Source organism: Saccharibacillus sp. CPCC 101409, from assembly GCF_030518235.1.
Classification (GTDB): Bacteria; Bacillota; Bacilli; order Paenibacillales; family Paenibacillaceae; genus Saccharibacillus.
The window spans coordinates 463842-489463 of record NZ_JAULSA010000004.1 but is presented as its reverse complement, the minus strand read 5'-3'; the positions used below and the strand labels follow the sequence as shown (position 1 = coordinate 489463).

Here is a 25622-nt window from a genome sequence, read left to right as displayed (position 1 = left end):
CAACCCGCTGAATCGGGGTAGGAACAAAAGGCGTGGGCATCTAACACTTTAGGTGACGGGATCTGCGTCCCAACAAAACATGCGTTATTTAGCCCAGTGTTTTCTCCAGTATAAAGAAAAAGTTCATCTCCGAACGAGCCGGGGATGAACTGAGAATACCAACATCATATTCGCGCTGCGGACATTCGTCCTTGGTCCGGCATACGCCGGACACCCAGCATACGCTGGGTCGTGAATACAGGAACGTTATAGGAAAGATCGAAAACCTAAAAAATAGAGTCATTCACATTGAATGACTACAAGTTCTCATTGTCTATTGAATTTTTCGAATTCGGATTCCAAACGAAAAATCCGTTTATTCAAAGCGGCAACCTCAGAATCTTTATCCGTAAAATTGTTATGGACTTTTTCTAAGAGGGCAAAGATATCTTTAGGTTGTCCATTCTCTAGGCGAACAGTAGATTGATAAATACTGTGAATTTGAATAGACATTTGTTTTTGATTCTGATCCAAAAGCATTTGATTCTGGTTTAATTGTTGAACATCTTGTCTAAGGGCTTGAAGTTCTTGAAGGATCTGATTAAGAGTTTGTTCCACAAACAATCCCACCTTTCGTAGAGATCATTATAACATGGATGCGTAGATTGAAATAAAAGAAAATTGAAAAACGGGATAAGGGAAATTGGGTAAAGAGTTGAACCTTAGAGAATGATAAGGGCATATAGGAAATATTGAAGAAGAACGATCCCTCCTATAACATAATATTCGCGCTGCGGACATTCGTCCTTGGCCCGGCATTCGCTGGACACCCGACATACGTCGAGTCGTGAATACAGGAACGTTATCTGAAAGATACGTAAATTTGATAAAAAAGGGTGATCTACTTGAAGCAAGGGATAATTGTGCTGTTTAATGGAACTTCAAGTTCAGGAAAAACTAGTATTTCGACTAAATTAATGAGTCAGAAAAAGATTCTTTTTCATCATTTATCAATAGACGATTTTTTTAATAATTACAATAATTTTGTTAACAATAAACTTCCAAACGAGCTTCCAAGAGAAATAGATCCTCAAGTTGTCTCGCAAATCGTTGACGATTCTATACTTAACATGTACTACTCGACCATTAAATTGTTTTCGGAAATGGGTTTGAACGTAATCGTGGATACAGTCATGGATAATGATAAACGATTTAATCAGTGTTTGGATGTGCTTTCCGAGCAGCCTACATTGTTCGTAGGCGTATTATGTTCGAAAGAAGAACTCATGAGAAGAGAACAAATAAGGGGAAATCGAAATATTGGATTAGCAAGTTCTCAGTACGACAACGTATATCGTTTTAATGAGTATGATCTTGAAATAAATACAGAAGAATTGAATCCAACAGAATGTGCCGAAGAGATTTTAAATTTTATTGAGTCCGATAAAGAATATTTGGTATTTAAGAAATTGAGTGAAAGAAATGCTAGCGTCTCATAGAAGTCGTATCCATTAGATAGCATAATATTCACGCTGCGGACATTCGTCCTTGGCCCGGCATTCGCCGGACACCCGACATGCGTCGAGTCGTGAATACAGGAACGTTATACGTAATACCGGAAAACATATTTAAAAGCTAGACCAGACAAAGGGTTAAGTGCTTTAAGACTTTGCGTTGTACTATGAAGTAAGAATAGAGGCGATTCATCATGAGGCTGAAACAAAAATTGATTAACGACTTTTTATCTTTACCCCAAGAAAAACAAATGGAAGTCATTGATTTTGTAGATTTCTGTCGTGACGTTCTCTTTAATCAAAAACCATGGATTTGTAGATGGAAATAAACGTATTGGAGTAGCTGTTATGCTGCTGTTACTTCGGTTAAACGGTTATTACATTCGATACAGTCAAGAGGAATCGGTTCAATTAGGATTGGGAACAGCAGAAGGGAAATTATAATGAACAAGATATTGAAGAATGGATGATAAGGCATCGGGAATGAAGCTCGATGTCTTATTCTATATCTTCTTGAATATTAAAAGAAGACCGGTACTACGCATAACGTAATATTTACGCTGCGGACATTCGTCCTTGGTCCAGCATGCGCCGGACACTCGACATGCGTCGGGTCATGAATACAGCAATGTTATGAAAAATTCCAATGAGAGTTATAGGTTTATGAAAGGGTATAATATAACCATCAAAATAGAGGAGGGACAAAGATGAAATGGCAAGAGGTTAGGGAGATTTTTCCGAACCAATTTGTGAAGTTCGAAATTCTTCATTCGGAAGAAACCGAGAATCAAGAGATCATTGATGATGTAGCCGTAATTGGCCCGATCACTGATGAAGAAGCGACTCGCGAATTATTGAACAGCAGAGACAAAACGCTGGTTTATCATACTTCCAAAGATCAAGTTATTATGAAAGTGCGGAAAAATATAGGATTAAGGAGAAATCTTTAAATGAATATTGAATATCGAGACGGACTGTTATTTACGGAAATAACAGTCCATTTTAATAAGCAAAAGAAAGTGATATCGAACATTGTGATTGATACAGGAGCCAGTCACAGCTTGATTTCACAAGATGAAGTAGACGAGATTGGGTTACAAGTGAGCATGGAAGATGAAATCATAACCAGCTATGGGATTGGGGGTAAAGAGCATGCCTTTAGTAAAAAAATCGAGGGTATACAAGTTGGAGATTTCATTTTAAAAGATGTATACATCGATTTTACTGCATTCAAATATCACAATGTCAACGGACTTTTGGGACTCGATGTACTGACTGAAGGAGAATTTGATATTGATCTAAAGGCATTTAAATTACTTCGTTCATAAGAGATAAAGAACATAAGAAATTGAGTGAGTGATTCGATGAAGAGTGGAACACCACTTAACTATATATTTACGCTGCGGACATACGCCCTTGGCCCGGCATGCGCTGGACACTCGATAGTCGCCGGGTCGTAAATACAGGAACGTTATACGTAATTACTAAGAGCTGATTAAAATCGTTTGAATGACGAGCCATTCTTAAATAACGAGCCCTTCGATCGGCTCGAAGAAGACGAATTGGAAAAGTAAAATAGAGAATCAAAAAACAGATAAGAAATAGATAAAGGCAAAAATGTTAAAGACGGTATTGGTCTTGAAGCAGGACGCCATTTCTGCGGCAGCGAATCGAAGTGTCGAAACGGTTTATCTTAAATAGGTAAAGACTAGGCCGTTCTTAAAAAGGGTAAGGGTAGAAATGAAGCTCGGATTTTTAAGGAAGCGCTTTATTACTTGAAACTTGGGAGGACCTCGAATGAGTTATCAAAATTGGGCCGGCAACTTTACTTACGGGGCGACTGAAATGATCTATCCCGAAAGCGTGGAGCATCTGCAGCAGTTGGTCAAAAAACATCGGAAAATCAAGGTTTCGGGCAGCGGCCATACGTTCAATGCGATCACGGATACGAACGGGATCTTCGTTTCGCTGCGGCATTGGAACCGCATGTTGGCTTTGAACGAAGAACGCGGCACGGTAACGGTCGAAGGAGGGATCACGTACGGGGAACTATGCGCGGAGCTCGCTCTGACGGATTATGCGCTTCATAATCTGGCATCGCTTCCTCATATCACGGTTGCCGGCGCCGCCGCTACGGCCACGCATGGTTCAGGCAGCCGTAACGGAAGCTTGGCGGCAGCGGTGGAAGGGATCGAACTGGTCGACGCGAACGGAGAGCTGCATACCTTCAGCCGCGGCGATGCGGAATTCGCCGGCGTCGTCGTGAACCTCGGCGCGCTCGGCATCGTGACGAAGCTGACGCTGAACGTCGTGCCGGCTTATTCCGTCAGACAGTTCGTTTATGAGAATCTGCCGCTTTCGCAGCTTGAAGAAAACGCGGAGGGCATCTTTACGGGCGCTTACAGCGTAAGTTTGTTCACGGATTGGCAGCAGCCGAGATTTCATCAGGTATGGACAAAATGCCGGGAAGAAGACGGCGTAAGCTATGCCGGACATTCGGACTATTACGGAGCGCTGCCTGCGACGGCCCCTGTGCATCCGCTGCCGAATATGCATGCGGAAAACTGCACGGAGCAGCTCGGTAAGCCGGGGATGTGGCATGAGCGGCTCGCGCATTTCCGTATGGAATTTACGCCGAGTGCCGGCAAAGAATTGCAGAGCGAATACTTGATGCCGCGGGAGTGTGTATATGAAGCGGCGCTTGCCGTTAACCGGCTGCGGGAGCATCTTGCGCCGATTTTGTTCGTTAGCGAACTGCGCACGATCGCTGCGGACGATTTATGGCTGAGCCCTTTTTGCGATCAACCTTCGGTGGCGTTTCACTTCACTTGGCGGGACGACTGGCAGGCGGTCGAGCGCGTGCTTCCACTGCTCGAAGCTGCGCTGGCGCCGTTCCACGCATGTCCGCACTGGGGCAAGCTGTTTACGGTATCGGCCGATGTCCTGCAGGGACAATTCGACAAGCTGCCGCAGTTTCGGAAGTTGATCGATAAGTATGACCCTAACGGAAAATTCAGCAATGCGTTTCTGGATACTTATGTTCGTCCAGCCCGGACGTCACGCTGAGGCTGGACGAGGCTTTCGGGAGATGAATCGGCTGTCGAATACCGGCCTCGTCCCACGCAAGTGTCCCGGCAAAACATGCGTTATTGACCCAGTGCTTCCTCCAGTATAAAGAAAAAGTTCATCTCCGAACGAACCGGGGGTGAACTGAATACAACGAGTCGTGAATACAGGAACAATAAACGAAATTGCTCAATTGCAGGGAGAGGCGAAACCATGGATGAAGATCAAAATTTAAAACCAAGGCTTTTAAGTTGGGAATTCGATGATGCAGTTGAAATAGATCATGAAGAAGAATGGAACTGGATAGAAATCACTATGTATTTTACGGATGGTTCAAAAAGATGGAGTATTTTGTATACACCAGAAAGATTATTAAAGAACTTATCCAGACCAAACATTGATCCACCAGGTCTTCATATACAACAGCTTATTGTAGTCAGAAGCTACGAAGTAAGTGATATTGAGAGAGTGTTAAGAGTTTTCGATAAAGAGGACGAATTGATTAAAGCCTCAAGATCACATAGTGAGTGATTCAAATAAGCTAGCAACATCTTTTAAAAGAATATTCACGCTGCGCACATTCGCACCTTACCCCATACATGCCGGACACTTCAGGTCCAGCATTCAGATCGCAGCATGAGGCAGAGTGAATGATTTCAAAAGATATCCAAGTCAAATTTTTTTAAAAAAATCCTGCGCGTTCAAAACTTCATTCACACGCCGTTGTTTTTGAGATTTGGACCACCCGAGCGAATCGACAGACCCTAACCCGAACCACAGTAATCATCGCGAAAAAGACGCCAGGGAAAAGGAAAAGGCCCGGCGTCTTTCTTTTCGAATGCTAATCGCTTGTCTTACTTCAACGGGTACGAGCGGACCGGCAGTCAGTCTCCACCTTGCTTTTGTGCCGCATCCATATTCATATAGTTAATCGCCCACAGATGACCGTCCAGGTCCACGAAGCCCCAATGATACATCGACGGCCCGTGATCTTCGGGTTCAGCATGCAGCTTCCCGCCCAGTGAGACCGCGGTATTCACGATTTCATCGACTTTTTCCCGGCTCTCAACGGCCAAAGCGAGCGTCATCTGCGCATACTTGAGGGTATCGACCGTTTCCTTTTCCGTAAGGGTATTAAAGAAAGTTTGCTCGATCAGCATCACCTGAAGGTTGTCGCCGATCATGACCGCTGCCGAATTCTCGTTGTCGGGGAACTGCGGGTTAAGCTCGAATCCGAGCCCGGTGAAGAATGCTTTCGATTGTTCTGCGTTTTTGACAGGCAGGTTGATGCTCGTGAATGCGGACGTTAACGCCATGCTTCAAACACCTCTTCCTCATATTGATTTGTGTTTATTTATGTTTTCTTTTATATAGACGACAGACGACCCGGGAATTCATCGGTCTCATGGATCGAAAGCGTAATGTTATAATAAATCTCGAAAAAAACGAAAAGGACGATAGCCCAATGATCTCGGCACACGCTAACGAAGTGATTTCTTATGAAGTGAGTTTAAAGAACAGATATAATCACCCTGTGAAAAAAATTTATCCACCCCACAGGAGAATCAATCCATGAACATCACTAAAATCGAACTCTGGATCTCGAATTTTGATCAAACCGTACGATTTTACCGCGATACGCTGCAGTTCAAACTGCTGTCGGCAGATGCGCGGTCCGCTTCTTTCGAGATCGGCAGCAGCCTGTTGGAGTTGCATAACGACCCGCAGCGGCAGTTTCATTATTACCATTTTGCTTTCAATATTCCGCCCAATTTGTTCCGCGAAGCGAAAGCGTGGCTGGCCGAGCGGGTGGAGCTGCTGACGGAAGACGGCATGGACGAAGTGGATTTTGGAGGAATCACGCAGGCGAATTCATGTTATCTTGAAGATCCGGCGGGCAATATCGTGGAGTATATCGCGCGCAGAGAAACGACGCCGGCATCGCCGGAGCGCGTCTTTACGCCCGGGCGGGTATCGTCGATCAGCGAGATCGGGTTATCGACCGACGAGATCGGCGAATACGCGCAGCGGATTCAAGCCCTCGGCATTCCGGTTCGCGGCAGCGAAGAAGTGTCTTTGACGCAGTATTTGAACTTTATGGGCGAGTACGAGGACGGCAGCTTTATTATTTTGAGTCCGCTCGGCAGAAGATGGTATTTTTCGTCCAAGCTTGCGATTTCTGCGCCGCTTGTGATTCATACGGATCGCGGGATTGTGAGCAGCTTGTCGACACCGCCTGTTGACGCAAAAGGCTAAACACATCGGAAAGAAGACAAACCCATGGACCTGAACGAATACCTGACCAACCATTTTCCCGATTTAACGTTAACCCCGCCGCTTTTTTATAACAGCAGGGTTTCGATACGATTTGAACTCGGAGATCCGCCGGTTTTCTGGGTGAACAAAGCAGCGTATATGAAGCGGGTTTACGGGAGAGCGATTGAATTGTTCAGAGCTCTGCATGATCCCGAAGACGAAGTTCTGCTTGTTACCCATGCTTATTTTTGGAACAAACCCAAGAACCGGGTGAAGCATCTCAATCTGTATCGAAAATACATCAAAAATAAAGCGTCGATCAAGGCACTGCGGCTTGAAGTAGTGCCGGACGACGATTGCGAACCGGGCGAAGTGCCGGACCCGAGGTATAATACATATGTATACCGGACGGCGTGTAGAGTCGAGGATTTAAATTACGCGTCGTTGATCCGGGCGATTTGCAATCACGACGTGGGAATCCAGCCGATGATTTATCACCGCGTATACTTTATCAACACAAACAAGAACACGATATTCCACATCTACGACGACCGCGGGTGCGATGTGATTGCATCGTCGAGAGAATCGCTGATAGGGATTTATAAAGCATTCAATCGTTGGATTTTGGATTATGATCGGGAAAGAATCGACCGGACGTTTTTGGAGTGATCTGAAGAGAAGGAGGTGCGTCAATGGACAACGAGAATTGCGACCTGAACCAACCGAACGGCGTCAAGGACAAGAAGTCGGAGGTCGTTGACGGCTTTACGATCAAGTATCATGCGAACGGCAGGACGATGTGGTCCAAAGGGAAAATGATTGAAGACAAACCCGACGGTTACTGGGAATGGTATCGGATCGACGGCACGTTGAAGCGTTCGGGGCATTTTGACAAAGGCGAGCCGGTCGGGGAGTGGATTACCTACGATAGCAAGGGCAACAAACATAAAGCGACCGATCGCGGTTCCGCGGCCGGTAAGTAAGATTTGTGAAAAGACGGGCAGCCGCCGGGCATACAGAAAGTTAGCCGGAATCGCGGAACGTCCATTTATCGGGTATTTAATGTAAACAAGCTCGAACGCGCCAAAGCGGCGTATCCGGGCTTGTTTTTATAGGCGGCGCAACTACAGCAACATTCAATAATGATCGCTTAATCCGCCGGTATCTTTCCGAGAAACGACAATATTGCGGTAATCGTCTTTTTTGAGGCCGATCTTTGAAGAAGAGGTCTTATTAAGATCTTTGAGCAGTACATCGAGATCTCCGATTTTTTGTTTGATCTTCGGATTGTCGGTAGTCAGATCAAAGTTGGCGTAATCTGCGAATTGAGCGTCGGATACGGAAGCGAGCTCCAGATTATCGGTAATCGAAAAGTTTCCTTCTGCGGGAACGCTGGGTTTGTTGGTCTTCATCCCGACCAGCGCGTTATCCGTGATCTTGGTGCCGTTGGAGTACTCGGGATGCCATTCCGGTTTCAGGATGTCGGTCCATAACGTATCGGTATACTTATAGGTGGCAGTCAGCTCCGCGGCAAACGTCTTCCAGCGAGGCTCCTGATCTTTTAGTTTGGCCTCAAGCTGACTTTGCGCGCTCGCCAACATCGACTCGCCGCTCTTGCTCATATCGTAGATTTGAATTCCGTATGAATCGACGATCAGGTTATGGGTGGCAATATTATGATGACCGTTTAACAGGAAAGCCCATTTGGTGCCTTGAATAATATTATGGGTATAGTTATCGCCCGAATCGCCCTGATCGGCGTAGAAACCGTTCGAATTCTTGGCGTGATGGATAAAATTGTACTCCAGCACATTGCCGTAAGACGACCAGTCGTTCGCGGTATAGAAAGCGCCGGTGTCCGTCTCGATCAGCGCGGAGTTGTGGACTTCGTTATACTTGATTTGCAGATTCGTATCCTTATCGTAACGAAGCGCGTCGCGCGGCGTATCGTGCAGCAGATTGTTCTCGATCGTCACAGCGTTGGAATTCCGCACTTGAAGCGCCGGATATTCGATATGCCGGCCTACGTGGTGGATATGGTTGTTGATTACTTTGGAGCCCGATTCGGCAAGCGTTAGCGTATCGCCCGCGTTCGCAATCTGGATACCTTTGCCGATCATATCGTAAATATCGTTGCTTTGATGGACGTTGAATGTGCCGTTTACATCGTAAATGCCTTCAACGCTGTTGCGGATCGTATTGCCTGCCAGCGTGATATGGTCGGAATAGTTCAGAAATATCGCGTCGTTCATGCTTTCCTGAAGGGTGAATCCGAGCATATTGACGTTGGAAGTATGGATCATCTGAACGATCGGCTGATTTTTATTCGCCAGTACGACTCTTTTGTCGGCCAGGCTGGTGCTCGGATAGTAATACAGCATGCCGTCCTGCGTATCCAGCGCCCATTCGCCGCGGACGTCGATCTCTTCCAGCAGATTGAGCGCGCGCCATTCTTCTTCGCCCGATCCTACGCGATATTTCGGGTTGGAAGCGGGCACAAAAGCCGTGTATTTCGAACCCATTCCTTCGCTGGCGCTTGGGGGCGTGGTCAGAGTTATCGTATGTTTCGCCGGATCGACCGACGACACTTCGCTCAGAATCGGAACAAAGTCCGTGCGCCAAAATCCTTGTAAATACACACGGTGGCCGCCCGCGATCGCCTGCTTCCAACGTTCGGCGCGTTTCGGATTATCTTTGTTCAGTTCGTCGGCGGTTATGCCGTCCACCGGCGCGCCGCCGCTGCCGTAGTAAAAAGACGAGGCGCTCGCCGAGCCGTTGGCCGTGCTCCAGCCGGTTCGCTGCGAACCCGCGGACTGACCGGGATTGGGCCACTGCGAGATCGGCTGGGGCGTACTGCCGACGATGAGGTCCGGCAGTCCCCACTTCTCGGTCGTATTGCCCTTCTCGGTCGCAGTGCCCTTGGTGAAACCGTCGACATTCTCCAACTTAAGCGACCGAACGTCGAGCTGGTAAACGGCTTTGGGATCGATGCCGGGAGCGAGGCGCGCCGCTGCCGCTGCGCTCAGCGGCTTCCAATTGTTCGAAGGAATGACGCTGCCGTTAGCCAGAATGGTTCCCGGTTCGGCGCGATAAGTGATCGGGCCTTCCGTCGTGCCGGAATCCTGCGCGTCCAATGCGAAAGTCTCGTTCATTTGATACAGGCCTTTGGCGACTCTTACCGTAACGCCGCTTTTCGGCCGGGTGGCTTTATTGGCGCGAATAAAGTTCCGGGCTTCGTACAGGGTGCCGAACGGTTTGGCCTGCGTACCGTCTCCGCCGGTTGCGCCAACTTTCACATACACGTCGAGAGGTAGTTCGCTTTTTTTGATTTCAGAGCCTGCGCTTAACGTCGTCACTTCGCCCTGCTCTGTTCGGTCAGCCGAAGCGGACGCAGGAGCCAGCGATACGCCGCCCAGCAGTACAACAGCCGCCAGCAAAGAAGCGCTTTTTTTAGATCGATCCATATGTATGCCTCCAAAAAGTCTGTTTTATTTTTTGCATGATCCAATAATAAATGAACGGAATGGAAATAAGAAGCATTATTTTGAATATGAAAGGAAAGATGAACATGAAACGGGAAAGACTGAATCAAGCGATACAACTGCGCGAAGAAGGCAGAGCCAAGCAGGACCCCGGTATTCTTGCCGAAGCCCGCGCAATGCTGTTGGAGCTGCTGGCGGAGTATCCGAATGACGCGGAGGTCAATTTTCAAACCGCGGCTGCGCACGACAATTCCGGACTGGGACGAGACGCTATTCCTTTTTATGTCCGGGCGCTTGAACATGGGCTCTCCGGGCCGGATCTCGAAAGAGCTCTGCTTGGTTTGGGCAGCACGTATCGGTATCTGGGATTTTATAAGGAAGCCGAACAAACGCTGCGCCGAGGAGTAAAAGAATTTCCGAACCATAGAGGTCTGCAAGTTTTTCTGGCGCTGGCGCTGTACAATACGGGGAAGCATAAAGAGTCGACGGAAATCCTTTTGAATAACCTGATGGAAACGACTTCCGACGACAAACTTCAATACTTTAGCAGACCGATTACTTACTACGCGCAGCATCTCGATGAGACCTGGTGATGAGTGGGGGGGATGGAGAATCTTTTATGAAGAATCGTAAATCCTAACCTATTGCGAGGTGATCCAAATGAAATCCAAATCAGAAAGCTTTACCGACTTTAACAACCTTGGCCTTCACGATTCCAAGATCGAAGGGATTTCGATTCACGGCCGGGAAGAAATCGTATTTCAGATAAAGCTCGATTCCTGGGAAAAGCATACGGCCAAGCTGACTTTTTACGGGGTGGACCGCGGCTTGTATCAAGTAGAAGGCGAATCGTCATTCCAAGGTCTGGACGGACTTCGGAATTTAAGTATTTTGTCCCAAATTGAAGCTTCGAATATTCATGCTGCGATGAAGCGTTTCAGTATCCCCTATGAAGATTCTTCAACTCGCAAACGGCTGTTTTACTTGAGTGTAGTCAATCCCGAAGCCGAATACGGCTCGATCCATATCTTTGCCGATCGCTGGGAAGTCGAGACTTTTTAGCTCTATCGACGTTCATGGATAGGAGAGCGTGCTCAAAAAAATCAGAAAAACGGAAAGACAAAGAGGGCCATAGCATGACGATTATAAGCATGGAAGGCGCCAGCGCGGCAGGGAAAACGACGACTTCGGCGGCGCTCGCGGCTCGAAACGGAGCGTTTCATATTCCCGAGGTTGCGGCGTGGTGGGACAAGCCCGAGCGGGAGTACCCGGAATGGTTTTTTGAACGACAGACGGATCGCTGGCGGATTGCCACGAAGCAGGCTATTCGATCGAGCTTTTCGACTTTATGGTGGACTGGCTGCGGACGAACAAAGCGAACGAGGGAGGAACGGAAGAGTGATTGTGGAAAAAAGGTATCCCGACTGCCCCTTTATCGCGAGGACGATCGAGATCGGCGGAATGACTAAGCCGAAGCTGATCCAAGAGCTGCAAAGCCGCTGCATCTCGCTCAATACATACGCGGAGCAGCTGCTCGGCGACGACCGGTTTACCGTTTCGGAAACGAAGTACAGCGTGCTGACCGTCGAACTGAGCGTCCGCGATCTGGGCTTTACGGACGGAGCGACGACGGAGCGGATTTTTGCAAAAGCGGCCGAGCTTGGCTTGGCGTTGTGTCCGCTTGAGCTGACGCCGCACTGGAGATTGCAATACCTCGATCAGACGGAAGGACATTCGGAAGCCGAGGCTCAGGGGCACCAGGCTCCAAGCGGGTCCGTGACTGTAGCTTCCGAACCTTTGAGCGCAGACGACGACTTTCCCAAAGGATTTTACCTGCGGCGGATCGACGGCGTGCTGTGGCTGCGGGGATATCGGGCGGATCGTCTGCATGTGTGGAATGCGCACGACCGTTTTGTTTTTATGAAAGAATAAGCTTGGAAAAAGAACAACTCTACACATCACCGAAAGGAAACTGAAAATGAAAACTTTATATCGCCCCGTCGGACTTGCGGAAATGAAACTGATCCTGGACGCGGATCTCAAAGCATTCCCTCCCCGGCTGCCGGAGCAGCCTATTTTCTATCCGGTATTGAACAAGACGTATGCGGACAAGATCGCGTCGGATTGGAATACCAAAGACCGCTTCTCCGGGTTTGTCGGGTTCGTGACCGAATTCGACGTGCAAAGTCCATTTATCGACCGGTTCGAAGCGCAGATCGTCGGCTCGACCGTGCACGAAGAGTTGTGGATTCCGTCGGAAGACCTGGAGGAAATGAACGACAATATCGCGGGCCGGATCAAGCTGATCGACGCTTTCTACGGGAAGCCTTATACCGGATTGACGCCGGAATCGACCGTGTTCGACGGTCAATCGCCGGCTGAACAGTTCAAGACCTGGTGCGCAATTTATAACCACAATCCGATGGACTTTTACGGCGAGATTCGGGAGCACTGGATATATATCTATATGAACTATGCGTATTGGACAGAACTGGATCATGCCGCGGCCGGCGTAAGCGAGGCAGAGAAGAAGGAAGTCATGTTGAAAATGAACGAATACTGGACGGAGCAGTTTGCCGATATCCCGCTGCTTTCCAAGAGCGGAAAAGGAGCGTCGCTATGATAACTCTTCGCCCCTTTGAAGCGGAAGATTTCGACCAGCTGATCGAGTGGAGCGGCGATGCAGCCTTTTTGCTCCAGTGGTCCGGTCCGCAGTTCCAATATCCGCTGTCCCGGGAGCAGTTGGCGGAGTATCTGAGCACGGCCGACGATAACGATTCTGCAAGCCGGTACGTTTATAAAGCGGCGGACGAATCGCTGAACGAGACGGTAGGGCATATTTCCCTGGGCGGCATCGACCGGTACAATCGCTCGGGACGAATCGGCAAAGTGCTGGTCGGCCGCGGGCATCAGGGCAAAGGCTATGGAACGCAGATGGTCGACGAAGTTCTGCGCATCGGGTTTGAAGAACAAGGTCTGCACCGCATCAGCCTGGGCGTGTTCGACTTCAATCATTCGGCGATCCGCTGTTACGAAAAGTGCGGTTTTGTGCGGGAGGGATTGATTCGGGACGCAAGGAGGTTTCAAGACGAGTTCTGGAATCTGATCGAAATGGGCATATTGGAAGACGATTGGAGACGATTGAAGCAGGATAGAGCGTAACTTTCACCAAAAAAGCGGCCGGGCATAAAGCCCGGCCGCGACTATCGAAACGTATACGAGGCTGCCCGCCGGTCTTAAACGCGAGCGTGCGCAAGCCGAATTTCAGGCAGCTTCTGCCCGGATCTTGCGGTATGGCCCATACGGGAAGCCAGTCTGCGAAGCGGGCCGAAGCTGGCGATGCGGATAAAGGTCCGGACTGTGCCGACTCCGGCTTTGCTTTGCGGGTAGAATAAGTTCGGAATCCCGGGAGGCAGACTCTGGGCGTCGTCGATTACGGGCCGCATCCACTTTTCATATCGATCGAGAGCGGCGCGGATACCGGTCGGATCGTCCGCCTCGGCCTGCGACAGAAACGCCGCCAGCACGTAACCGCCGAGCAGTGCCAGCGAAGAGCCGCCTCCGCCGATCGGCGTGACGCACCAGGCGGCGTCGCCGGTGACGCAAACGCGTTCTTTCGACCAGGACGGCATCTTGATCTGGGTCAGATAATCGAAGTATACATCGTCCGACGAGGCAAAGCCTTCGACGACGCGGTCGCTGTCCCAGCCCGCGCCTGTGAAAATATCGCGCAGTTCGGCGAGCGCCTGATCCTTGGAAAGGTCGGCGAGATTGCGTTCGCGGCCGGTAAAAGCCAGCATCGCGCGGATCGTGCCCCGGTTATCGGGACGCAGCGAGACGTGCCGGCGGCCGGTAGTCGTGTACCAGCGCCACCAGCGGTCGTCCCGGTCCGTGCGCTCGATCGTTCCGTAAGCGATGTTCAGCCCGAGTTCGCGCCTGGATACGCCGTCCGCGAACACGTTGTCCCGCGTTTTCGACCGGACGCCTTCGGCGATAATCAGCAGGTCGCAGGTTTCCGTTCGGCCGGAATGCAGCTCGACCTGCGTATGTTCGCCGCCGTTCTCGACGCGCTCGATCCAATCGCCGTAACGAATCTCGATGCTCTGCGGGAGCGCCTCCAGGATCACCCGCGCCAGATCGCCCCGCAGAATCTCCAGCTCCGCGGTCATTCCGTCGGAATCTTCAACGGGAAACGCGCCGACCGTTTGTCCTTTGCCGTTCACGAACACGGTTCCTTCTTCGGTCGTCGTCCGCTCGCGGACCGCATCTTCCAAATTCATCAGGCGAAGCACTTCGCGTCCTTTGCCCCGCACGTCGACATTTTGCCCGCCATCGCGGAACGCCCCGGCACGCTCGATCACCGTAACCTCCCAGCCCGCTTTGCCCAGCCAGAATGCCGTGCTGAGTCCGGCGATGCTCGCACCGGAAATCAGGGCTTTGTGTACCTTCATTCCAATCTCTCCCTCGGTGTGCAGCGTGATGAATAAGGGTCTTTACCCGGTGGATGGGGACTGAAACGATACCCGATAGGAAGAATACTTCGGAGGATAACCGGTAGACGAAGCCGGTTATCACTCCGTCAGCGAAAAAGCGAGGGATGCACTTGAAATATTTCAAATACGAGTATTGGATCGGGATGCAGTCGAGCGAGTCGACAGACGACATCGACCGGTTATGGATGAGCGGCGAAGCCGAGTATCTTAAGCAGCTTGAAAATCTCGAATCCAAACTGAGCGGTAGGAATTATCGTTTTTTCAGATACGACGGCCTGCACGACGGGTATATCACGGACTTAATCGTAACAACCGAAATACAGTCAGAATGAAAAAAGAAGGCCGGTATATCGATGTCAGAACACAGGCGAGACCTGTAACCGTGACCATCGAAGTCTTATCCGGCGAATATGTGTACACGCTGAAGTTCTCGAAGGTTTCGAGATTTCTAACCGATTCTCCTTCCGAAGCTTCGCTGTGCGGATCGGGCGGTTTTGGCGATTGGGGATATGCGGAACTGACGGAAGCGGACGATCAAACGCTGCGCTACGAGGTACTGTTCAGTTCGGGCACGACGCTGTTGATCGAATTCGCCGGTTTCAGCTATGGCAGGAAGAAATTCATGTAAAATCATTTGAATATGGAAGCAGGGAGAATCCCGATGATACCCGACACAACAATCGACGAAATCCATACACTTTTCAAACGCCACGCCGTTCAAGAAGAAGTTATCCGTATGCAGCGGCTGGCCGGAACGACTTCGAGCCTGGTGCTGAAGCTGGAAACGCGGCAGGGCAATACCTATATTCTGAAGCGCGACGATCCGCAGGAGATTGCGGCGGTCGAACATTTTCTCCATACCTATCGGGATTCCGCGCTTTTGCCCAAAGTCCTTTTTACCGCGGCCGATAATTCGTATTTTGCCTACTCTTTTATCGAGGGCACGACTCATTTCAACCGCGGCGCGAAAAAAGACTGGATGGCTCTGCTGGCGAAAGAACTGTTCAATCGATACGTTCGTTATGAGGGTCCGGATCTGCCGGGCCTGCCGGAGTATTCGCAGCAGAGCTGGCAGGCGTTCAATGCGGAAGGCGTCGAAGCGGCGAAAAGCCACATAGGCCATCTGCTGCCGGACGAGGACTATCTGCTGGTCAGATCGAAAGTGGACAAATGCTTCGCGCGCCCCATACAGCCGGAAGAGAAATTTCTGCTGCACGGGGATACCGGCGTACATAACTTCGTATTCGACCGGTCGGCGGTAATCGGCGTGATCGATCCGGCTCCGATGGTCGCGCCTTTGATCTACGACGTGCTGTATGCGTTCTGCTCGTCGCCGGACGATATCGACGAAGAAACGCTGTACGCGGCCGTGGATCTTCTGGAGCAGGGCCGAATCGATCGTTCCCAACTGGTCGAACAGGTGCTGATCCAGCTCTACTGCCGATTCGGCCTTTGCGTCAAACATCATCCGCACGACCTGCCGGGGTATCGGAAAGCTTGGGAAGAGTGGAGGGAGCTGTGTATGCGTCTTGATAGCGGACAAAACCCGGAATCGGTGAAGTAAACGCACGATAATCGTTCGGAAGAAGGGAAGGCCGTATGAAGAAAACAGCAGGCATCCTTATCGTTTTGCTGGCCGTCGCCGCGGTCGTTCTTATATTCAATCGCGATAGAGAAGACAGTGCGCCGTTAACCTATATCAAAAGCGAAAGCACGCACAGCCGGTTTGAGATTACAGCCGGCGGCGAAGTGATCTTCACGGAAAACATCCATATTCAAAATCTCGGCGATACTCGGCTAAGGTTCAAAGTTACCGGAGTGTATTCGGACGATTTTCGCCAGGGACTTCTCACGACGGAGCGATTGAACGGTTATACCGGCAGCGATCGACGCGAGATCCTGGAGCTGCCCGCGCATACGGAGCAGACTTTCACGATTGATTTTATAGGCAGCCAAGGAACGGCAGCCGAGAAACAGGATCGGAATCCGCCGGAGGAGATTGTGTTTTCGCTTGTGGAAGGCGGAGAAAATTGATCGAAGAAAAAAGAAACGGAGACCCTATCCATGCAAAGTCTGCAAGCTGTATTTATCGACCGTGACGGAACGATTGGCGGAACGGATCGCGTTATTCTGCCGGGAGCGTTCACGCTGTTTCCTTATGTTCAGCAATCTATGGATTTACTCAAGCGCTTGAAGATTCCGATTTTTTCGTTTACCAATCAGCCGGAGATTTCCCGAGGCGAAGCCGCGCAGGAAGACTTCGTCGCTGAGCTGTTGGGCTTTGGTTTCGATCAAGTCTATCTTTGCCCGCACGAACACGGAACACAACGCGGATGCAGAAAGCCGGCTCCGGGAAAAAGGATCTCGAGCGATTCGAAAATTGCGAGTTTTTCGGCGCATGGGCGGAAGCTTACCCGGATCTGATTGCGGCGGATTTTAACGAAGCGGTGGGGAAGGTGCTGGAGCATGCCGTAATCCGACAGTCTTTTTTAAAATGCAAAAACCCCCGAATCGAGGTGACTCCTCATGTTTTCAAAGATTTTTAGTTTTTTGAAAAACCGACGCCTAAAATACGAACTAACCCTTGTCAAACCCATTTTCGACATCCTCAACGACCGGAAAGAAATATTCGAAAACCACTGGAACGCGAGAACGATAGCTTACGACTTACTGACGGAGGAAGACATTCGGGACGTTCTGAATTATACCCATCGCAAACTCATCGAGCTGAAAAGCTATCTGGATACCGTCCAAACAACCCGCAAAAACCAGCAGATTCTGACTTTTTACAAACAATTTAATGAAGATTTATTGAAATACCACAACCGTCCGTTCGATTCGTACCCCGGAACTTATATGTATTTTTACAGCGAGTTGTTGCTCGGAGCGGAACGATATCTGACGATTAAAAAAGAGCTGGAGACCTAACATCGTTCTAAGGAGTTTATGCAGATGGACATTTTCTCGGAACTGGATAATATGCAAGAACTTTTGTTTGAGTCCGATTTGGAGGATATTGAAGACCGATATTTTCACTGGTGCTGCGAAAAAGCGGGCCAAGACCAGGCCGAGCAGATTCGAGACACCGATTTGACCCGTTACGAAGGCGAACTTCAAGCCGCATTAAAGAAAGCCGTTTCGGCTGCGAACAAGAAACCGGCCAAAGCAATCTATTTTGAATACGATATGGATAACTTATGGGATGGCACGTTTTTTATTTGTCAGGAATATAATCCGTTGGCTGAAGAAGACGACGAATGGGCGTGCGATTGGCTGGAGGATCTGTCAGGTCCGGATTTGAAAGAGTTTGCGGAGATTTATAAGGAGGCCAGGTTCGATTCACCGACGGCTGTGTACCTGATTGCGCGTACCGCTGCTGCTTTTACTAGACAGTGCAGGATCGTTAACTTTGACAAACCGAGCTGCATCGCATTCCACGATCAAGATCCGATTATGAGAACGAAGAAAGATTGAAACAAGACTGGCCGTTCCCGTATCGACTCATGAAAAAAAAGCTGTATCTCCGCTCTCGGAGGTTACGATTTCGAAGATACGGCTTTTTCGCATGGCTGCTTCTCCTGTCCCGGTATCCGATTGGATATACAATTGCTGCGAACGAGCATCTCTGTTAACGTGGAATCAATCAAAATCGTGAAGGAGGCGAAGTGGGGATGCTGAGCAATTCTTCGGCTGCGATCGAACGGTATAAACGTGAGCTGGACCGATATACGCTGGAACAGCTTCGATATCAATCGGAGCCGGACGTGTGGTCGGTGGGGCAGATGATCGTTCATGTAATCGGCGTGGCGGACGAGTATATGGGGCACATGCAAACCTGCGCGGACGCGCGGTATGAAGAACCCGGCGGCAAGAGCGAAACCGGCGAGATTGTATTTTTGGAAAAAAGCTGGCCCGACGTGCGCGTGAAGCTGGATGAGCCCGTCAACGATACGCCTAATCCTAGAAGCAAAGCGGAGCTGATCGACGAACTGGACCGGGTTATCCGCGAGCTGAATGAGTGGGAAGCCCGGCTGCCCGCAGTTAATCCATCCGGTAAAGTGCGCCACGGCTGGTTCGGCTGGCTGAATGCCCGGGAGTGGTTCGAGCTGATCGATATTCATAGTCGTCACCATCTGCGGCAGCAGGCGAGACTGGACGAGAAATTGGCGGAAGCGGAGCGGAAAGGAGTGAAGGACGAATGATCTTTACCGAACCGCTCGGCGAGCATGACTTTATTCTGTTTCCGGATTCAGGTGAACGCAAAGGCGATGGCTGGGTTGTTTGACTTGTAGATCCGACAAAAGACCGCTCTGCCCGAGCGGTCTTTTCCTGCTGCCGGTATTCAATTTCAGGTATCCCATTATGTTCGCCCGGCCGACAGGCTTCCGTCTATCGTCCCCGCGGCGACAGTCCGTGCATCAGCAGATCGATCGTACGATCGATCTCTTCGTCCTCGTCGGCTTCGTCGATCGGCAGGATCAGCAGATGGGTGACGACCATGCCGACGAATAAGCTGACCGCCGTTCGCAGCACCCGCCACGGAGGCGCTTCGATGATCTGCCCGAGCTCCTGGTAATGCCGGATGATCTTGTCGATCCGCGTGTAAACGATCTCTTGGAACAGCGTCTGCACCTGCTCCAGCAGTTCGGCCTGATACGGGATTTCGTGAATCCAGATCCGCAGCATTTTGATGTTCTTGCGCGCAAACTGAAAACGGTCTTTCGCGATGGAGCGGAAGAACTGGTCCACCTGTTCGGGCGGATGCGGATTGTCCAGTACTTTGACTGCGAACTCGCGCATGACGAACGGCGCGGCCAGCTTGAGCGCGATCGGACCGGCGATTGCCAGCAGCAGCTCCTTCTTCGTTTTGTAATACCGGAAGATCGTGCCTTCGGCTACGCCGGCTTTTTGCGCGATTTCGCTTGTGGACGCGACGGCGAAGCCTTTTTCGGCAAAAATATCGATCGCGGCTTCCAGGATTCGCGCTTGTTTCTCCGTTTTCTTGCCTCCGTCGCTCTCGGCCAGCTTCAGCAGCTCTTCCAGCCATTGTTCGTTATTTTCCGTCATGATCGACCATCCTTATATTCTGTACTGCTTATATCTTACGATATTTCCTCAGGGCCAGCACGTTTGCGGCCATAAACAAGAAGGAGATACCGATCAGCACATAAACGTCGAGAGCGATTCCGCTCCAGCCTTCGCCGCGCAGCATGATATTCCGCAGTGCTTCCGAACCGTATTTCAGCGGCATGATATGGGACAGCCAGCTGATCCACGGTGACATCGTGTCCAGATCGAACAAGCCGGAAAAGAAGATCTGCGGCACGATCACGATCGGAATGAACTGGATCATCTGGAACTCCGTGTTGGCGAGCGTGGACAGCAGCATGCCGAAGCTGAGCGCGGTCACGGCGAGCAGCAGCGTCATCAGCAGCACCAGGCCCAGCGATCCGTCCATCATAAGGCCCAGTACGTGGATGCAGTAAGTCGCGATCAGGATCGCCTGGATTCCGGTGAACACGCCAAACCCGATGATATAGCCGGCCACAATCTCCCAGCGGCGCAGCGGAGTGGCGAGCAGCCGTTCCAGCGTTCCGCTTGTCCGCTCTTTGAGGAACGACACGCCCGCGATCAGGAACACGAAGAAGAAGGCGAATACGCCGATAAAGATCGGGCCGAGGCTGTCGAAAGCAGTCATGTCCTCGCCGCCGTGCAGGTAGCCGATCGCCGGTTCGACGTGCGCCGCCGCGGCTGCTCCGGACGCTGCGCCGGGCATCGGCAGATCGCTTAACGTGCGGGCAACGAGGAGCTGAACGGCCCGGTTCTTGGACGGATCGCTGCCTTCGAGCTTGAGTTGCGGCGTCGCGCCGTCCAGCGACAGGTACGCGTCGATGTCCTGCTCCGCCAGCGCGGCATCCGCTTCGGCGGCGTCCGGGTAGCGGTGAAGCTCGACGCTTTCGCTCTCCAACTGCTGGACGATTGCGTCCGGCAGGTCGATCGTTCCGAGCTTCGGGACATAGTCGTCGCTGTCGAACACCAGATACATCAGGGACAGAACGAGCAGCGGAGCGACAATCAATAGAGCCATAGTACGTTTGTCGCGGATAAACTGCCGGATGATTCGCGACGCGAGCGCGCGGATTCTCATGAGCGGACACCTCCGTAGTAAAGAAAAGCTTGTTCGATCGTATCGCTGCCGGTATCTTGTTTGAGGCCGTCCGGCGTGCCGACCGCAATCAGGCGGCCATCCCGCACCATGCCGAGCCGATGGCACTTCTCCGCTTCGTCCATCACGTGGGTGGTCACGATGATCGTCGCGCCTCCCGCGCTGATCTCCCGCAGCTCGTCCCAGATCGACTGCCGCATGACCGGGTCGATACCGACGGTCGGCTCGTCGAGGATCAGCACTTCCGGTTCGTGGATCAGCGCGATCGCAAGCGACAATCGTCTCTTCATGCCGCCCGAATAAGAAGAAACGGGCTTGCGCAGATGCTCGCCCAGACCGACCAGATCGACCACATGCTGCATTCTCCGCTTGAGCGGTTCGCCTTTGAGTCCCATCAATTTTCCAAAAAATTTCAGGTTCTCGCTCGCGGATAATTCCATATACAGCGCGTCCGACTGCGCCATATAGCCGATGCGTTTGAGCATCGACAATTTGGGCAGCTTCGTTCCCAACAGCTCGACATGCCCGGCCGAAGCTTCGTCGATGCCCGCCAGCAGTTTGACCAGCGTCGTTTTGCCCGCACCCGACGGCCCGAGCAGTCCGAAGATCTCGGCCTTTTCCACTTCGAGACTGATGTCACGCAGCACTTTCCTGCCCCCGAAACTTCGCCCGACGCCGCTTGCCCGCAGACAAATATCGTTAGAGATTGCCATGAAGCACCTCCAAAGTCTTTTAATTAAAAGTGAGTACTCACTCATTTACAGCCATCATATAGCGGAACCTTAAAAGTGTCAATCGAAGAAAAAAGAACACCGATGAATAAAGTTATTGCGAACGTAAGTTCCTGTTATTATAATGGAGACATAACATCACGAGATGGAAAACGGGGAGAAAAGATTTCGGCTGGCCGCTTCCGACGGCAGCTCTTATATTCGAACGGAGAGCGCGGAAGACGGAGCCTGGCAGAACAGTCATTATCATCAGGGTGTGCGGGAAATTTATATTGTGGAAAAAGGTTGGATCGCTTACGCGGAGCTTACGGATGCGGGTGGACTTAATTTGCGTTTGATCGAGGAGGGGGAGAGCATTCATGTCCAGCCGATGAAGCCTCACAATATTTATATGCCGCCTCTAGCTGTAACGCATGTAGTGAAGTACGGCAGCGATCCAGGGCTTGAGCGGGATTGGTTTGCTTCGGAAGAACTGGATCGGCTGACCCGGCATCTGACCGAAGCGGAACTGACAAAACGTTTAAACCTCTAATCTCTATTTTCGAAAGGACGCGATCCGCATGACCAAAGTCGTATTCGGAATGACGATGTCGCTGGACGGATTCGTGAACGATGCAGAAGGAAGAATGTCGGCGCTGTACCCGGATATGCAGGAGCTTGGCGAAAGCGAATTGATGCGGGAGGCGGTTTTCGCTACCGGAGCCGTGATCATGGGACGCACAACGTTCGATATGGCGCCTCCGGATTCTTACGCGGTCGATTACGAGTTCCAGGTGCCGATCTTTGTCGTCACGAGCCGGATCCCGAATAACAAACCGCAGGAGAACGACAGGCTCAGTATTACTTTTGTGGACGGCGCGAAAGCCGCGGTTGCACTGGCGAAGCAGGCGGCCGGAGACAAAGAAGTAACGGTAGTGGGCGGTACGAAGCTCGGCATGCAGCTGCTGCGGGCAGGCCTTGTGGACGAGCTGCAAATCGGGATTATACCCGTGCTGCTGGGCGAGGGGCTTCGGCTGTTCGACGGGCTTGCGGACCTGGACATCGAGCTGCGCAAAACGAGAGTGATCGAAACGGGTGAGCGCACGGATCTGTTTTTCTCGGTATCGGCGGCTCGGCCCGAATAATATTCTTCTATCCGCCGACTACGTCGAACGGAGTATCTTTTTGATTTTTCAACATCCGAATCGAATCGAAATCTGCTCCGTCGTTAATCTTGAACACTCTGAGCTTGCCCAGCCTCTCGTCGTCGTAATCTTCGGTGTACCCTTCCTCTATACGAACTTCCAATTCCCTGTTTTTGACGACGCCGTCGACGGATTCGATATAAACCGCTTGTTCGCCCTGCACGACATGCTTATTGTTGCAGATGATGTACGAGGTTTCGCCTGCTCTTGAAAATAAATAAAGCCCGCTGTCGGCGTCCGTCTGCTCGATAAACGAAAGGATGTCTTTGTTCAAATTCTTTTCTTTGACCTCGGTCAGCAGAGAAGAAGGCTGTCCGCAGCCGGCCAATACGAGGATTAGACACAGCAGCAGGCTGCCCAATTTGATGCGAGTCATTGGATATGCTCCTTTTTTTAAAAATAGTGGTTTCCCTTTATTTCTTTATCGTATTTTATATTCCTTTTTTTGCTGCGATATAAATAGATTCTATCCATGGTGACAAATACCCGATCGGGAGGCGCTTGGCATGAAGATCAAACGAATCGTCGCAAATATCGATACCCCGGATATTGCCGCTGCCAAAGTTTTTTACCACGACGTGCTCGGGCTCGATCTGCTGATGGATCACGGCTGGATCGCAACTTACGGCTCGGACGAATCGATGAGCATCCAGATCAGTTTCGCTTCGCAGGGAGGATCGGATACGCCGACGCCGGATTTGTCTATCGAAGTGGACGAACTCGAAGCCTGTTATAAAAAGATGACGGACGCCGGGTTCGAAGTCGTATACGGGCCGGTTGACGAGCCCTGGGGAGTCCGGCGCTTTTTCGTCCGCGATCCGTTCGGCAGACTTGTGAATATTCTCGCTCATCTATCGTAACAGTTTTCAAATCTACTTTTATAAAACGCCAAAACGCGCTTCTCTCCGGCAATTCAGCCAACGGGAGCAGCGTTTTTTTGTACTCCGCGTTCAATGCCGTTTCTGCTTTTTCTCTTCCAAAGCTACACGTTTTGTTGACAAATGACTCCGGGTCATCTATTATCGACTTTAAGTCAATGACTTTAGGTCAATTATAATGCAATATCTATTTATTACACATTCATCACAAAGCGGAGGTGCTTGGATTGAGCGGAAAAGTCGTGTTAATCACGGGAGCGTCGGCAGGAATCGGCAAAGAAACGGCGAAGAAATTGTTGGCCGAAGGATACATTGTGTACACGGCGGCGAGACGGCTCGAATCTATGCGGGATCTTCAGGAGCTTGGCGCAATCGCGGTGCAGATGGACATTTCCAGGCAGGAGGATATCGAAGCGTGCGCGGCAAAAGTCATCGGGGAGCAGGGGCGGATCGACGTGCTGTTCAACAATGCGGGTTTCGCATTATATGGAAGTATCGAAGAAGTGAGTCTGGAAGATGCCAGGTATCAATTCGAAGTGAATCTGTTCGGTCTGGCGGAGATTACGCGGCTGGTGCTGCCCCATATGCGCAAGCAGGGAAGCGGGAAGATCATCAGCACCTCGTCCGTCGCCGGGAAAATGCACTCTCCGCTGGGAGGCTGGTACCATGCGAGCAAGCACGCGCTGGAAGGGTGGTCGGACTGCTTGAGAGTGGAAGTGAAGCCGTTCGGAATCGACGTGGTCGTGATTGAACCGGGTTCCATCGATACGGAATTCGCCCAGGTTTCGGGATCGCCGCTGCTGCGCAATTCGGGAAACGGGCCGTACCGCAAGCAGGCCCAGGCGCTGTCGAACCTGCATCGATCGTCGTACAAACCCGGCGCCGCGTCGCCTCCGTCGGTCGTAGCGGACGCGGTGGTCAAAGCGATCCGGTCGGAGAAGCCCAGAACGCGATACGCGGTCGGGAAAATGGCGAAACCGTCGGTTGCCATGGCACGGCTGCTCAGCGACAAAGCGATGGACCGGGTCATTATGGGCATGGTGAAGTAACGCCCAAGCTCCAAATCCGAGCCGTGAACCGCATTGACAATCCGGTTGTCCTTCCATACCATTGACCTTAGGTCAAACACGGATGATGCAGAGCGGGGGGACGACGTGAAGAGAGCGATGACGGACAGCGCGAAAGCGGAAAAAGCGAGGTTGATTCTGGACGCGGCGCTTGATTTGTATAAGCGGGGGACGTTCGAAGAGATCAAGATGAGCGATATTGCCCGGGCGGCGAAGGTGTCGAAAGGCACGATGTTTTACTACTACAGCACCAAAGAAACGCTTTTTATGGAGATCATGTTCCTGGAGTACGAGAAGCGATTCGCGGATTTCGAGCGTCTGCTGCTTCCGGTAAAGTCGATGACTTATGCCGAATTCAAACGTTTTTTTCTCAAAGAGATGGAAAGCATCCTGGATCTGGACTCCGTGCTGATCCGGCTGATTGCGATCAAGAGCACGGTGCTGGAGAAGAATATCGATTACGAAACGACGCTGAAAGTAAGCCTGGGATTGTTTCGGTTGTTGGAGAAGATCGTCGGCCTGCTGACCGAACGGGTGGAAGGCATCGAGGCGGAAGCGTATTACGAGCTGCTTCAGGCGCAAAGCGCGATTATGGTCGGGTATGCGAACGCGGCCAGTATGCCGGAGGCGATGCAGCAGGTTGTAACGGAGCACAAGATGGACGGATTCCGAGTGGATTTTGCCCAAAATTCGCTTCAAGCCATGGCCTATTATCTCGACGGCGTGTACGCGCGGCAGCAGTGCTGAACCGGCTGGAGGCACAGCGCACAATCGGCCAAACAGACCGTCTCTCAACGAGAGCGGTC

At 51.0% G+C, this 25622-nt stretch carries 34 protein-coding genes; 26 read left to right on the top strand and 8 right to left on the bottom strand.

Annotated features, from left to right (window positions below; all coding sequences use genetic code 11):
• Positions 1 to 306: 306 nt before the first annotated feature.
• On the bottom strand, positions 307 to 597 hold the full coding sequence (locus QWJ34_RS12575; RefSeq protein WP_302728182.1) for a hypothetical protein: 291 nt from the start codon (positions 595 to 597) through the stop codon (positions 307 to 309).
• Between the two features lie 287 nt (positions 598 to 884).
• Between QWJ34_RS12575 and QWJ34_RS12570 the strand changes: the two genes are divergently transcribed.
• The 6 genes from QWJ34_RS12570 to QWJ34_RS12550 all read left to right on the top strand — a co-directional run bounded on the left by QWJ34_RS12570 (position 885) and on the right by QWJ34_RS12550 (position 5090).
• Positions 885 to 1478, top strand: a complete 594-nt coding sequence (locus tag QWJ34_RS12570) for a chloramphenicol phosphotransferase CPT family protein (RefSeq protein ID WP_302728181.1) — start codon at positions 885 to 887, stop codon at positions 1476 to 1478.
• A 297-nt stretch (positions 1479 to 1775) separates the two neighbouring features.
• On the top strand, positions 1776 to 1937 hold the full coding sequence (locus QWJ34_RS27110) for a type II toxin-antitoxin system death-on-curing family toxin (protein WP_368046569.1): 162 nt from the start codon (positions 1776 to 1778) through the stop codon (positions 1935 to 1937).
• 263 nt (positions 1938 to 2200) lie between these two features.
• A complete protein-coding gene (locus QWJ34_RS12565) occupies positions 2201 to 2443 on the top strand; it encodes a hypothetical protein (protein ID WP_302728179.1) in 243 nt (80 codons plus the stop codon).
• The gene (locus QWJ34_RS12560) at positions 2444 to 2821 is read left to right on the top strand and encodes a retropepsin-like aspartic protease (RefSeq protein ID WP_302728177.1); all 378 of its coding nucleotides are present in this window, start codon (positions 2444 to 2446) and stop codon (positions 2819 to 2821) included.
• A gap of 469 nt (positions 2822 to 3290) precedes the next feature.
• On the top strand, positions 3291 to 4559 hold the full coding sequence (locus tag QWJ34_RS12555) for an FAD-binding protein (RefSeq protein ID WP_302728175.1): 1269 nt from the start codon (positions 3291 to 3293) through the stop codon (positions 4557 to 4559).
• A 213-nt stretch (positions 4560 to 4772) separates the two neighbouring features.
• Entirely contained in the window at positions 4773 to 5090 is a 318-nt protein-coding gene (locus tag QWJ34_RS12550) for a hypothetical protein (protein ID WP_302728174.1), read from the top strand.
• A 353-nt stretch (positions 5091 to 5443) separates the two neighbouring features.
• Here the strand turns inward: QWJ34_RS12550 and QWJ34_RS12545 are convergent, their stop codons facing one another.
• Positions 5444 to 5875 (bottom strand): VOC family protein, encoded by a 432-nt coding sequence (locus tag QWJ34_RS12545; protein WP_302728172.1) that lies wholly within the window; start codon positions 5873 to 5875, stop codon positions 5444 to 5446.
• A gap of 256 nt (positions 5876 to 6131) precedes the next feature.
• Here QWJ34_RS12545 and QWJ34_RS12540 point away from each other — a divergent pair, with 256 nt between their 5' ends.
• From QWJ34_RS12540 to QWJ34_RS12530, 3 genes are read left to right on the top strand one after another with little or no spacing between them, the layout of a single operon-like run.
• The gene (locus tag QWJ34_RS12540; RefSeq protein ID WP_302728171.1) at positions 6132 to 6815 is read left to right on the top strand and encodes a VOC family protein; all 684 of its coding nucleotides are present in this window, start codon (positions 6132 to 6134) and stop codon (positions 6813 to 6815) included.
• A gap of 24 nt (positions 6816 to 6839) precedes the next feature.
• The gene (locus QWJ34_RS12535) at positions 6840 to 7484 is read left to right on the top strand and encodes a DUF3885 domain-containing protein (protein WP_302728169.1); all 645 of its coding nucleotides are present in this window, start codon (positions 6840 to 6842) and stop codon (positions 7482 to 7484) included.
• Between the two features lie 23 nt (positions 7485 to 7507).
• Positions 7508 to 7798: a toxin-antitoxin system YwqK family antitoxin gene (locus QWJ34_RS12530; protein ID WP_302728167.1), complete on the top strand. Its 291-nt coding sequence runs from the start codon at positions 7508 to 7510 to the stop codon at positions 7796 to 7798.
• A 153-nt stretch (positions 7799 to 7951) separates the two neighbouring features.
• Here QWJ34_RS12530 and QWJ34_RS12525 read toward each other — a convergent pair whose 3' ends face one another.
• Positions 7952 to 10279 carry a right-handed parallel beta-helix repeat-containing protein gene (locus tag QWJ34_RS12525; RefSeq protein ID WP_302728166.1) on the bottom strand — a complete coding sequence of 776 codons (2328 nt, stop codon included), beginning with the start codon at positions 10277 to 10279 and terminating at the stop codon, positions 7952 to 7954.
• Between the two features lie 50 nt (positions 10280 to 10329).
• On the opposite strand from QWJ34_RS12525, the gene QWJ34_RS12520 reads away from it, so the two are divergent.
• From QWJ34_RS12520 to QWJ34_RS12500, 5 genes are all read left to right on the top strand, one after another.
• Positions 10330 to 10890, top strand: a complete 561-nt coding sequence (locus tag QWJ34_RS12520; RefSeq protein ID WP_302728164.1) for a tetratricopeptide repeat protein — start codon at positions 10330 to 10332, stop codon at positions 10888 to 10890.
• Between the two features lie 67 nt (positions 10891 to 10957).
• Entirely contained in the window at positions 10958 to 11359 is a 402-nt protein-coding gene (locus tag QWJ34_RS12515) for a hypothetical protein (protein ID WP_302728162.1), read from the top strand.
• Between the two features lie 399 nt (positions 11360 to 11758).
• The gene (locus QWJ34_RS12510; protein WP_302728224.1) at positions 11759 to 12229 is read left to right on the top strand and encodes a helicase; all 471 of its coding nucleotides are present in this window, start codon (positions 11759 to 11761) and stop codon (positions 12227 to 12229) included.
• 46 nt (positions 12230 to 12275) lie between these two features.
• Positions 12276 to 12920: a hypothetical protein gene (locus tag QWJ34_RS12505; RefSeq protein WP_302728160.1), complete on the top strand. Its 645-nt coding sequence runs from the start codon at positions 12276 to 12278 to the stop codon at positions 12918 to 12920.
• The gene (locus QWJ34_RS12500; protein ID WP_302728158.1) at positions 12917 to 13459 is read left to right on the top strand and encodes a GNAT family N-acetyltransferase; all 543 of its coding nucleotides are present in this window, start codon (positions 12917 to 12919) and stop codon (positions 13457 to 13459) included. Before QWJ34_RS12505 ends, QWJ34_RS12500 begins: the two co-directional genes overlap by 4 nt.
• Before the next feature lie 74 nt (positions 13460 to 13533).
• Here the strand turns inward: QWJ34_RS12500 and QWJ34_RS12495 are convergent, their stop codons facing one another.
• Positions 13534 to 14748 (bottom strand): FAD-dependent monooxygenase, encoded by a 1215-nt coding sequence (locus QWJ34_RS12495; protein WP_302728157.1) that lies wholly within the window; start codon positions 14746 to 14748, stop codon positions 13534 to 13536.
• A gap of 424 nt (positions 14749 to 15172) precedes the next feature.
• Here QWJ34_RS12495 and QWJ34_RS12490 point away from each other — a divergent pair, with 424 nt between their 5' ends.
• The 7 genes from QWJ34_RS12490 (at position 15173) to QWJ34_RS12460 (ending at position 18992) form a co-directional block, all read left to right on the top strand.
• Complete coding sequence (locus QWJ34_RS12490) at positions 15173 to 15418, top strand: hypothetical protein (RefSeq protein ID WP_302728155.1); 246 nt, start codon at positions 15173 to 15175, stop codon at positions 15416 to 15418.
• A gap of 33 nt (positions 15419 to 15451) precedes the next feature.
• A complete protein-coding gene (locus QWJ34_RS12485; protein WP_302728153.1) occupies positions 15452 to 16354 on the top strand; it encodes a phosphotransferase in 903 nt (300 codons plus the stop codon).
• Positions 16355 to 16389: 35 nt separating this feature from the next.
• Positions 16390 to 16824 carry a hypothetical protein gene (locus QWJ34_RS12480; RefSeq protein WP_302728152.1) on the top strand — a complete coding sequence of 145 codons (435 nt, stop codon included), beginning with the start codon at positions 16390 to 16392 and terminating at the stop codon, positions 16822 to 16824.
• 30 nt (positions 16825 to 16854) lie between these two features.
• On the top strand, positions 16855 to 17214 hold the full coding sequence (locus QWJ34_RS12475; RefSeq protein WP_302728150.1) for a hypothetical protein: 360 nt from the start codon (positions 16855 to 16857) through the stop codon (positions 17212 to 17214).
• Positions 17215 to 17316: 102 nt separating this feature from the next.
• The gene (locus QWJ34_RS12470) at positions 17317 to 17718 is read left to right on the top strand and encodes a hypothetical protein (protein ID WP_302728148.1); all 402 of its coding nucleotides are present in this window, start codon (positions 17317 to 17319) and stop codon (positions 17716 to 17718) included.
• Between the two features lie 24 nt (positions 17719 to 17742).
• The gene (locus tag QWJ34_RS12465) at positions 17743 to 18264 is read left to right on the top strand and encodes a hypothetical protein (RefSeq protein WP_302728146.1); all 522 of its coding nucleotides are present in this window, start codon (positions 17743 to 17745) and stop codon (positions 18262 to 18264) included.
• A gap of 197 nt (positions 18265 to 18461) precedes the next feature.
• On the top strand, positions 18462 to 18992 hold the full coding sequence (locus tag QWJ34_RS12460) for a DinB family protein (RefSeq protein ID WP_302728145.1): 531 nt from the start codon (positions 18462 to 18464) through the stop codon (positions 18990 to 18992).
• A gap of 187 nt (positions 18993 to 19179) precedes the next feature.
• Here the strand turns inward: QWJ34_RS12460 and QWJ34_RS12455 are convergent, their stop codons facing one another.
• The 3 genes from QWJ34_RS12455 to QWJ34_RS12445 are packed head-to-tail and all read right to left on the bottom strand — an operon-like array spanning position 19180 to position 21669.
• The gene (locus QWJ34_RS12455; protein WP_302728143.1) at positions 19180 to 19857 is read right to left on the bottom strand and encodes a TetR/AcrR family transcriptional regulator; all 678 of its coding nucleotides are present in this window, start codon (positions 19855 to 19857) and stop codon (positions 19180 to 19182) included.
• 28 nt (positions 19858 to 19885) lie between these two features.
• Entirely contained in the window at positions 19886 to 20938 is a 1053-nt protein-coding gene (locus QWJ34_RS12450; protein ID WP_302728142.1) for an ABC transporter permease, read from the bottom strand.
• The gene (locus tag QWJ34_RS12445; RefSeq protein ID WP_302728140.1) at positions 20935 to 21669 is read right to left on the bottom strand and encodes an ABC transporter ATP-binding protein; all 735 of its coding nucleotides are present in this window, start codon (positions 21667 to 21669) and stop codon (positions 20935 to 20937) included. The genes QWJ34_RS12450 and QWJ34_RS12445 overlap by 4 nt, the downstream gene beginning before the upstream one ends.
• A 163-nt stretch (positions 21670 to 21832) precedes the next feature.
• On the opposite strand from QWJ34_RS12445, the gene QWJ34_RS12440 reads away from it, so the two are divergent.
• A complete protein-coding gene (locus QWJ34_RS12440) occupies positions 21833 to 22219 on the top strand; it encodes a hypothetical protein (RefSeq protein WP_302728138.1) in 387 nt (128 codons plus the stop codon).
• A gap of 28 nt (positions 22220 to 22247) precedes the next feature.
• Positions 22248 to 22811, top strand: coding sequence for a dihydrofolate reductase family protein (locus QWJ34_RS12435; protein WP_302728137.1), 564 nt, complete (start codon positions 22248 to 22250; stop codon positions 22809 to 22811).
• Between the two features lie 7 nt (positions 22812 to 22818).
• On the opposite strand, the gene QWJ34_RS12430 is transcribed toward QWJ34_RS12435, so the two are convergent.
• Positions 22819 to 23247, bottom strand: a complete 429-nt coding sequence (locus QWJ34_RS12430; protein ID WP_302728136.1) for a hypothetical protein — start codon at positions 23245 to 23247, stop codon at positions 22819 to 22821.
• Between the two features lie 130 nt (positions 23248 to 23377).
• Between QWJ34_RS12430 and QWJ34_RS12425 the strand changes: the two genes are divergently transcribed.
• From QWJ34_RS12425 to QWJ34_RS12415, 3 genes are all read left to right on the top strand, one after another.
• Positions 23378 to 23731: a VOC family protein gene (locus QWJ34_RS12425; RefSeq protein ID WP_302728135.1), complete on the top strand. Its 354-nt coding sequence runs from the start codon at positions 23378 to 23380 to the stop codon at positions 23729 to 23731.
• A 245-nt stretch (positions 23732 to 23976) separates the two neighbouring features.
• Positions 23977 to 24798, top strand: coding sequence for an oxidoreductase (locus QWJ34_RS12420; RefSeq protein WP_302728134.1), 822 nt, complete (start codon positions 23977 to 23979; stop codon positions 24796 to 24798).
• A 105-nt stretch (positions 24799 to 24903) separates the two neighbouring features.
• Entirely contained in the window at positions 24904 to 25563 is a 660-nt protein-coding gene (locus tag QWJ34_RS12415) for a TetR/AcrR family transcriptional regulator (RefSeq protein WP_302728133.1), read from the top strand.
• The last annotated feature ends 59 nt before the right edge of the window (positions 25564 to 25622 follow it).